The sequence below is a fragment of the uncultured Polaribacter sp. genome (assembly GCF_947497695.1).
In the GTDB taxonomy this organism is placed as follows: Bacteria; Bacteroidota; Bacteroidia; order Flavobacteriales; family Flavobacteriaceae; genus Polaribacter.
Window position 1 is genome coordinate 25,246 of the sequence record NZ_CANMHM010000021.1, and the last position, 6,512, is coordinate 31,757.

General features: G+C 27.5%; 7 protein-coding genes. 5 read left to right on the forward strand and 2 right to left on the reverse strand.

Annotation, left to right across the window (positions count from 1 at the left end; all coding sequences use genetic code 11):
• Window positions 1-107 precede the first annotated feature (107 nt).
• Window positions 108-1,268, reverse strand: coding sequence for a T9SS type A sorting domain-containing protein (locus tag Q0731_RS12810; RefSeq protein WP_299064710.1), 1,161 nt, complete (start codon window positions 1,266-1,268; stop codon window positions 108-110).
• Window positions 1,269-1,468: 200 nt separating this feature from the next.
• On the opposite strand from Q0731_RS12810, the gene Q0731_RS12815 reads away from it, so the two are divergent.
• Window positions 1,469-2,185: a YebC/PmpR family DNA-binding transcriptional regulator gene (locus Q0731_RS12815; RefSeq protein WP_299064711.1), complete on the forward strand. Its 717-nt coding sequence runs from the start codon at window positions 1,469-1,471 to the stop codon at window positions 2,183-2,185.
• A gap of 233 nt (window positions 2,186-2,418) precedes the next feature.
• On the opposite strand, the gene lpxK is transcribed toward Q0731_RS12815, so the two are convergent.
• Complete coding sequence (lpxK, locus tag Q0731_RS12820) at window positions 2,419-3,432, reverse strand: tetraacyldisaccharide 4'-kinase (RefSeq protein ID WP_299064712.1); 1,014 nt, start codon at window positions 3,430-3,432, stop codon at window positions 2,419-2,421.
• Window positions 3,433-3,693: 261 nt separating this feature from the next.
• Between lpxK and Q0731_RS12825 the strand changes: the two genes are divergently transcribed.
• The 4 genes from Q0731_RS12825 (at window position 3,694) to Q0731_RS12840 (ending at window position 6,365) form a co-directional block, all read left to right on the forward strand.
• Window positions 3,694-4,788 (forward strand): Nif3-like dinuclear metal center hexameric protein, encoded by a 1,095-nt coding sequence (locus Q0731_RS12825; protein ID WP_299064713.1) that lies wholly within the window; start codon window positions 3,694-3,696, stop codon window positions 4,786-4,788.
• A 2-nt stretch (window positions 4,789-4,790) separates the two neighbouring features.
• Window positions 4,791-5,564, forward strand: a complete 774-nt coding sequence (locus tag Q0731_RS12830) for a hypothetical protein (protein ID WP_299064714.1) — start codon at window positions 4,791-4,793, stop codon at window positions 5,562-5,564.
• A 161-nt stretch (window positions 5,565-5,725) separates the two neighbouring features.
• Window positions 5,726-6,073, forward strand: coding sequence for a type II toxin-antitoxin system RelE/ParE family toxin (locus Q0731_RS12835; RefSeq protein WP_299064715.1), 348 nt, complete (start codon window positions 5,726-5,728; stop codon window positions 6,071-6,073).
• Window positions 6,066-6,365: a helix-turn-helix transcriptional regulator gene (locus tag Q0731_RS12840; RefSeq protein ID WP_299064717.1), complete on the forward strand. Its 300-nt coding sequence runs from the start codon at window positions 6,066-6,068 to the stop codon at window positions 6,363-6,365. The genes Q0731_RS12835 and Q0731_RS12840 overlap by 8 nt, the downstream gene beginning before the upstream one ends.
• The last annotated feature ends 147 nt before the right edge of the window (window positions 6,366-6,512 follow it).

The following is a 6,512-nucleotide window of genomic DNA, read 5'->3' on the forward strand; positions in this document are numbered from 1 at the left end:
ACGATTTTACAAATGATAATAAACAAAGACCCTTCAGATTTTAAAAAACTGAAGGGTCTTATTTACTTGAACAAGATATTGTTCATCAAAATTTAATAAAAGAATCTTTAGTTTTTAACAATTCTTTTTGTTGCAATACTACCTGTGTTAGATTCTACTCTTAAAATATAAACACCTTTATTTAAGTTTTCTAAATTAATTTTATTTTTGGTTGATGTTACTATTTTTTTACCAATAACATTAAAAATTGATACATTTTTAATAGTAAAATTTCTATCATCAATATTTAAAACAGAAGATGTAGGATTTGGATATACAGAAAAATCAATACTATTAAAATCATCTAAACTTACTGTAGCTTCATTATAGTTATAGGTTGTTCTGTAATCTGAACCTCCAGAAGAACTACTTAATATTTTATTTACAAAACTTACCTCTTGATTTGTAAAAACTCCTAAACCAGTTCTATCTCTAAAAGGATGAGAGAAACTCTCAAGATTTATAGAATTATCAAAAACATATGTTTGTTGATAGCTTTCTGTAAAAACTCCATTTTCATAATTAAAGGAAGTTTCAGATATTTGATTCCCATTACCATCATAAACATACTCGTCTTTATAAGTATTTAAATATGATGTACCATTCCATTCTTTATACAAAATAGAAATTAATTTATTATTGGCATTGTAGGTGTTTGTTGATATTTCACTTGGCACCCAACTTGTACCATTCCAAATTTCTATTGTTGTACTAGAAATTAAATTATTAGTGTTATAAGAAACGGTAACTTGGGCAGAATCTTCTTCAAAAACCCAACCAGAACCATTCCATTCTGATCCAGTTATTTGAGTAATCAAGTTATTATTTATTAAAAACTCTCTCCTGTACTCATTCTTCCAAGCACCATCTAACCATTCTTGATCAATAATTAAACTTACAATACCATTTGTGTAAGTATAAGTTTCACGATATTTCCCCAGAGAATTGCCATTACTTGTATCAAATTCCTCATAAACTTCTGTTAGTATTTTATTAGAAGAATTGTAAGTATAATTGGCTGTATTCATAATAGCACCAGTAGAAGTTCCATCCCATTCATATTGCTTTTCTTCGATTAAATTTTTATTCTCATCATAGGTATATTCAGTTCTGCTATTACTAAGCCAATTTATACCATCATAATTTTCTTCTACGCTAGAAGTTAATTTGTTTTGGCCAAAAATTGAAATGGCTGTAAAAGTAAGGAGTAAAAATGTAATTTTTTTCATAGTAATTTAGTTTTAAATTGTTTGGTAAAACAAATATAAGTATAATAAAAGAACTTTAAAAACTTATAATGAGTATTATGAGTACTTAATTTGGTTTAAATTCTTTAATTTACATTTTAAATAATCAGTATTCAAAAAATTGTAAAACAACATTCAATCCTTTACATTTGTATAGTTAATTAAAAAAATAAACATTAGAAATGGGTAGAGCATTTGAACTTAGAAAAGGACGCAAAATGAAACGTTGGTCTGCAATGGCTAAAACCTTTACTAGAATAGGTAAAGACATTGTAATGGCTATTAAAGAAGGTGGTCCAAACCCAGATTCTAACTCTAGATTAAGAGCAGTTATGCAAAATGCAAAAGCTGCTAATATGCCAAAAGACAATGTAGAACGTGCCATAAAAAAAGCAACCGATAAAGATACTGCAAACTACAAAGAAGCTTTATTTGAAGGCTATGCTCCTCATGGAATTGCTGTTCTTTTAGAAACTGCTACAGACAATAACAATAGAACTGTTGCCAATATTAGAGCTGCTTTTAATAAGAACGATGGAAATTTAGGTACTTCTGGATCTGTTGTTTTTATGTTTGATCATGTATGTACTTTTACAATTAAAAAAGAAGATATTACTGTTGATTTAGAGGAATTAGAATTAGAGTTGATAGATTTTGATGTTGAAGAGGTTTTTGATGATGAAGAAGGTGTAATTATTTACGCTCCTTTTGAGCAATTTGGAGCAATACAAACCTATTTTGAAGAAAATAATACCGAAATTTTATCTTCTGGATTTGAAAGAATACCCACAACAACCACAAAATTAAACGAAGAGCAACAAGCTGATGTTGAAAAATTGTTAGAAAAGTTAGAAGAAGATGATGATGTACAGAATGTTTTTCATTCTATGGAAATGTAAAGTTATTTCAAGGAGTTACGCAGAGTAATTTTACAGAGTAGCACAAAGAAAAAATGTTAAACGTAATATATACTGTTTGTCATTTCGTAGAAATCTAATAATAATCTGACTTTATAATAGTTATTTAAAAAAATGTGACTTATCAAAATGTATTGTGTCAAATATAATGAAGTGGCTTTAAAAGATACTTCTAACAAAAATCAAAAAAAAACCAGCATCTAACAATGCTGGTTTTATTGTATATGACTTTTAATGATTGCATCAAATACTTCTTGCTGCTCTAAAAAAGAAGTTTGTATGCCTAAATAAGAAAGTTCTTTCAACTTACTTTCTAAACGAACATAATCTTTTTCTGTGGTTAAAATCAGTTTTTTAGATGATTTTAAAGCAGAATATTCACTTTTAATACCTTGTATTTCTTTATCAGAAAAATGATGATGATCTGAGTATTTTAAATGTTTAAAATTTACGTTCTTGTCTTTTAAAAATGATAAAAGTGGGGTTGGGTTTGCTATTCCTGTAATTAATAAAACGTCGTAATTTTTTAAATCGTCAACTAAAATAGATTCTTTTCCAGAAGTTGTATCATCATAAGAAATACTGGTAAAAAACACATCTTTATTGTGTTTCTTTAATTTGTTACTAATTTTATTTTTACTTTTTTCTGATAAGTTGGTTGGACATTTAGTGACTAAAATTACATCTGCCCTAATAGCTCCTCTCCTACTTTCTCTTAAATTACCTGTAGGTAGTAAAAAATCAGCAGTAAATAAATCATCATATTTAGTCAATAAAATATAAAAACTGCCTTTTACTTTTCTGTGTTGAAAGGCATCATCTAACAAAACAACATCTGTAGATTTGCCTGAAATTAACTTTGTAATTCCTGCAACTCTATTGGCATCCACAGCAACATTAATATTTTTAAACTTTTTATAGTATTGCAAAGGTTCATCACCTACATCTTCTGCAGAATGAGTGTCATTTATCAACACAAAACCAGCTGTTTTACGTTTGTATCCTCTACTTAAAACCGAAGTTTTAAATTGGTCTTTTAACAAACGAATTAAATATTCTATTTGAGGCGTTTTTCCTGTTCCTCCAACACTTAAATTCCCCACAACAATTACAGGAATCTTAAATGAAGTTTGCTTAAAAACTCCTATATCAAAAAAAAAATTACGAATGCTTGTAACCACATCATAAATAATGGCAAAAGGAAATAATAAAAAGCGTAGAAATTTCATTAATACGAAAATAAGTCATTTTTATGGATTGATAAATTGAAAACACAAACTTTACTTATAAAATCATCTTTAAAAATATGAAAAGTTTTAAAGCCACGAATTCACGAATTTGATATCATCAAAAAAAACATTTCACGAATAGAAAATTCCGCTGGAATTTTTAAGAATTAGAAAAATTAATTTTATTCGTGAATTAGTGGTACTTTATTAAAATAATTGAAATTCAATAACTAACTTTGGTTTTCGATACAATTATAATTTATGACCATAAAAGACATCACCAATTATTTAGAAGAATTAGCACCTTTACAATATGCAGAAGATTTTGACAATGTTGGTTTATTAGTTGGTAATTACAGTACATCTGTTTCTGGAGTTTTAGTAACTTTAGATACTCTAGAAGAAACTGTTGATGAAGCAATTGAAAAAAAATGTAATTTAATTATTAGTTTTCATCCTATTATTTTTGGAGGTCTAAAAAAACTTAATGGAAACTCTTATGTAGAACGTGTGGTTTTAAAAGCGATAAAAAATGATATTGCTATTTATGCAACTCATACTGCTTTAGATAATTCTAAAAACGGAGTTTCAGCAAAAATGTGTGCTGTTTTAGGTTTAGAAAACACTAAAATTTTAATTCCTAAAAAAGGAATTATAAAAAAACTAACCACTTATGTTCCTGTTGATAAAGCAAAAGAATTAAGAAATCATCTTTTTAATGCTGGTGCAGGAAATATTGGTAATTATGACCATTGTTCTTTTAATATGATTGGAAAAGGAACTTATAGAGGGAACGAAAACTCAAATCCGACTTTAGGAGAAAAAGGAAAATTACACACCGAAAAAGAAACTGAAATTTCTGTAGTTTTTGAAAGTAAAAATGAAAGTTCTATTTTAAATGCTTTGCAAAAAAATCATCCTTATGAAGAAGTTGCTTACCAAATAATAACAACAGAAAATGTTCATCAAAATATTGGTATGGGAATGATTGGAGAACTTCCTTTAGAAATGGATGAAACCGAGTTTCTTCTATATTTAAAGAAAACTATGCAAACAGCTTGTGTACGTCATTCTAACTTTATCAATAAAAAAATAAAAAAAGTAGCCCTTTTAGGTGGATCTGGTAGTTTTGCAATTTCTAACGCAAAACGTGCTGGTGCAGATGCATATGTAAGTGCCGATTTTAAATATCATGAGTTTTTTACAGCAGAAAACAGCATACTTTTGGCAGATATTGGTCATTATGAGAGCGAACAGTTTACAAAAAACCTTTTGGTTGACTATCTTACGAAAAAATTTAGTAATTTTGCAGTCATTTTATCAGAAAAAAGTACAAATCCTATATATTATATATAAACATGGCAAAGAAGAAAGAAATTTCGGTGGAAGCAAAATTAAGAGCATTATACGATTTACAATTAATCGACTCTAGAATTGATGAAATTAGAAACGTTAGAGGTGAATTACCTTTAGAAGTGGAAGATTTAGCAGATGAAGTTGCCGGATTAAATACGCGTATTGCAAAATTAAACGAAGAATTAGCAGGCTTTGAAAACGACATTAACAACAAAAAATTAGCTATTGAAGAGTCTAATGGGTTAATGAAAAAGTACGAAGAACAGCAACAAAAAGTTAGAAATAACAGAGAATTTGACTCGTTATCTAAAGAAATTGAATACCAAGATTTAGAAATTCAATTGGCTGAAAAAAGAATTACTGAATACAAAGCAAAAATAGCTCAGAAAAAAATAGTTATTGAAAACACTACTGAAAAATTAGCGAAACAAGAAGATCACTTAAAGAATAAAAAAGCAGAATTAGATGCGATTTTAAAAGAAACTGAAAAAGAAGAAGAATTATTAGCTAAAAAATCTGATGAATTTTCTCAAACTTTAGAAACTCATTTATTTGCTGCGTACACAAGAATTAGATCTAAAGTAAAAAACGGTTTGGCTGTTGTTGCTATTGAACGTGGAGCTTCTGGAGGTTCTTACTTTACAATTCCACCACAAGTACAATTAGAAATTGCGAATAGAAAGAAAATTACCATTGATGAACATAGTGGTCGTATTTTAGTGGATGCTGCTTTGGCAGAAGAAGAAAAAGAAAAAATGGATAAATTCTTTTCTTAGAATTATTCATAAATTCATAAAAAAACTCGAAGCTTTGCTTCGAGTTTTTTGTTTTGATAAAGAAAGTAAATTATGATTAAAAATAGTTCTACTTGTAAGATAAAAACTCAATAAATAATTTAGAATTTGGAAAATGTTATCTTTTAAGTTAACTTTGTTTAATGATTAGAGAAATAATATTCTTTGAAACACATTTTATAGAATTTTATCAAAAACAAAACGGAAAAGTAAAAGGAAAGATTCAATATGCATTTGAATTACTAAAACAAGTAGAACGTGTACCTGAAAAATTTTTAAAACATTTAACAGGAACAAACGGACTTTATGAAATTAGAATTGAATATCAATCAAATATTTATCGAATATTTTGCTGTTTTGACAAAGGTAAATTAGTAGTACTTTTTAATGGCTTCCAAAAGAAAACTCAAAAAACACCAAAAAATGAGTTGGAAAAAGCGAAGAAATTAATGAAATCATATTTTAACCAAAAAGATAAAGAAAATGGATAAATATAAAAACATTACAAATTTTGAGCAACTGATTGAGGTTGAACATGGAAAAATTGGGACAGAAACTAGAAACAGCTATGAAGAAAAATCACAGATGTTTATTATATCTGAAATGCTAAAAGAAGCTCGAAAAGAAGCAAAAATGACACAAGAGCAACTAGCAAAAAAAACAGGTACTAAAAAAAGTTATATATCAAAATTAGAGAATGCAAAAGGTAATATTCAACTTTCAACTTTGATTCGAATTTTTGAACAAGGTCTTAACATGAAAATTGGATTGACGTTTGTTTAAAAGTAGCTAAAATCTTTGCTATAATTAAGGTTATAGAATTATTATAAATTTAAATTCAACAATATAATTTGGCACTTTCAGAAGTAAATAAACACTTGTTTATCAATTAAATAAGTTGTATTTTAGATAAAATCAAACCCCGAAAAT

Coding starts and splice junctions, on each gene's coding strand:
- Q0731_RS12810 (WP_299064710.1), bottom strand. CDS start 1,268: ATGAAAAAAATTACATTTTTACTCCTTACTTTTACAGCCATTTCAATT.
- Q0731_RS12815 (WP_299064711.1), top strand. CDS start 1,469: ATGGGTAGAGCATTTGAACTTAGAAAAGGACGCAAAATGAAACGTTGG.
- lpxK (WP_299064712.1), bottom strand. CDS start 3,432: ATGAAATTTCTACGCTTTTTATTATTTCCTTTTGCCATTATTTATGAT.
- Q0731_RS12825 (WP_299064713.1), top strand. CDS start 3,694: ATGACCATAAAAGACATCACCAATTATTTAGAAGAATTAGCACCTTTA.
- Q0731_RS12830 (WP_299064714.1), top strand. CDS start 4,791: ATGGCAAAGAAGAAAGAAATTTCGGTGGAAGCAAAATTAAGAGCATTA.
- Q0731_RS12835 (WP_299064715.1), top strand. CDS start 5,726: ATGATTAGAGAAATAATATTCTTTGAAACACATTTTATAGAATTTTAT.
- Q0731_RS12840 (WP_299064717.1), top strand. CDS start 6,066: ATGGATAAATATAAAAACATTACAAATTTTGAGCAACTGATTGAGGTT.